The sequence below is a fragment of the Bacillus sp. SIMBA_074 genome (genome assembly GCF_046534555.1).
GTDB lineage: Bacteria > Bacillota > Bacilli > Bacillales > Bacillaceae_G > Bacillus_A > Bacillus_A mycoides.
This window is the reverse complement of sequence record NZ_JAWRYM010001336.1, coordinates 1-231: the sequence shown is the minus strand read 5'-3', so window position 1 is coordinate 231 and position 231 is coordinate 1. Positions and strand designations below refer to the sequence as shown.

The 231-nt window shown below is 48.1% G+C and carries 1 protein-coding gene; it reads right to left on the bottom strand.

The features are described 5' to 3' along the window. Positions 1-62 precede the first annotated feature (62 nt). Entirely contained in the window at positions 63-206 is a 144-nt protein-coding gene (locus tag SB773_RS35040) for a DNA-directed RNA polymerase subunit beta (protein ID WP_410595204.1), read from the bottom strand. Between the last annotated feature and the right edge of the window lie 25 nt (positions 207-231).

The window sequence follows — 231 nt, the reverse complement described above, 5'->3', positions numbered from 1 at the left end:
CCTCAAAAAATAGAGCCCTAACCAATCGGTTGGGCTGGCAATCATGACTGCTAATTCCTCGTTTATGTCTCGGCAAAAAGCAAGTCCCACATATGTTTGTATGTACCCATATCAAGCACTTCAGAAGCTGGCTTATGCCCGACCACACCGTAGCCGATCATCAGGCCGATAACCAGTGAGAAAAAGAGCAGGAGAGGGACCAACACGATCTTGGCTACCGTAATTCTCCAG